This window comes from Amycolatopsis speibonae, from assembly GCF_042647925.1.
GTDB classification, from domain to species: Bacteria; Actinomycetota; Actinomycetes; order Mycobacteriales; family Pseudonocardiaceae; genus Amycolatopsis; species Amycolatopsis speibonae.
The window spans coordinates 1-1,230 of record NZ_JBHRWK010000147.1; the positions used below are offsets into that span (position 1 = coordinate 1).

General features: G+C 66.2%; 1 protein-coding gene. It reads left to right on the forward strand.

Annotated elements, in window-relative coordinates:
* Positions 1–143 precede the first annotated feature (143 nt).
* A partial coding sequence (locus ACFOSH_RS42700) for an IS701 family transposase (protein WP_378247297.1) occupies positions 144–1,230 on the forward strand: 1,087 nt, incomplete at its 3' end.

A 1,230-nucleotide genomic window follows, 5' to 3' on the forward strand; every position in this document is an offset into this window, starting at 1 on the left:
TACTCCAGACGGACTTCGTGATGTCGCTGGTGGGCTGCCCGCAGACAGGTGCGGCCACCAGTTGATCATGGTCGGTTGTGTGGACTAACCCTGATCGGCTGGTGGCCGCAGGCCCCAGCGTAAACCCTGACCGATGGGCGGTGATGTTCGAGGAGATGACCAGCCGGATCGCGGGCCGGTTCACCCGCGTCGAACCCCGCCGACGAGCACGAACACTGCTGCTCGGGCTGCTGTCGGACCTGCCCGACAAGAACTGCTGGACTCTCTCCGAACACGCCGGCGACGACACCCCCGACGGGATGCAACACCTGCTGCGCAAAGCAGTGTGGGACGCCGACAAAGTCCGCGACGACCTGCGCGACTACGTCACCGAACACCTCGGCGACACCGGCGCCGTGCTGGTCGTCGACGAAACCGGCGACCTGAAGAAAGGCGTCCACACCGTTGGTGTGCAACGCCAATACACCGGCACCGCCGGTCGTATCGAGAACGCCCAGGTCGCGGTCTACCTCACCTACGCCACCGACGCCGGGCACGCGTTCATCGACCGGGCTCTGTACTTGCCCAAGTCCTGGACCACCGATCCCGACCGCTGCGCCGAGGCCGGAATCCCCGCCACCACGGTGTTCGCGACGAAACCGGCGCTGGCGACCACGATGATCGGCGGTGCCCTCGACTCCGGTGTCCGAGCCGGGTGGGTCGCCGGTGACGAGGTCTACGGCGCAGACCCAGGGCTACGTGCCGATCTTGAGAAACGTGGCGTCGGATATGTCCTCGCCATCGGCTGCGACCGCCGCGTCAGCACTCCAGCAGGTGTTCTGCGCGCTGATGGTGTTGCCGCGAGGCTACCCAAGCACGTCTGGCAACGCCTCTCCGCCGGCGCTGGAGCGAAAGGACATCGCTACTACGACTGGGCTTTCGCCGACATCGACCTCGACGAGCCGGACGGGTGCCGGTGGTTGCTGATCCGCCGCAACCGCACCACCGGTGAGCTGGCGTTCTACCGTTGTTACTCACCTCAACCCGTTCCGCTGCGGATGCTGGTGCACGTCGCGGGCCGCAGGTGGACAGTCGAGGAATCGTTCCAGACCGGCAAAGGTCTCACCGGTCTGGACCAGCACCAGGTCCGACGCTGGACCTCCTGGCACCGCTGGACGGTCATGGCGATGCTCGCGCACGCCTTCCTTGCCGTTGTGGCGTGCACCGAACGAATTCCAGAACCGGTGCCGG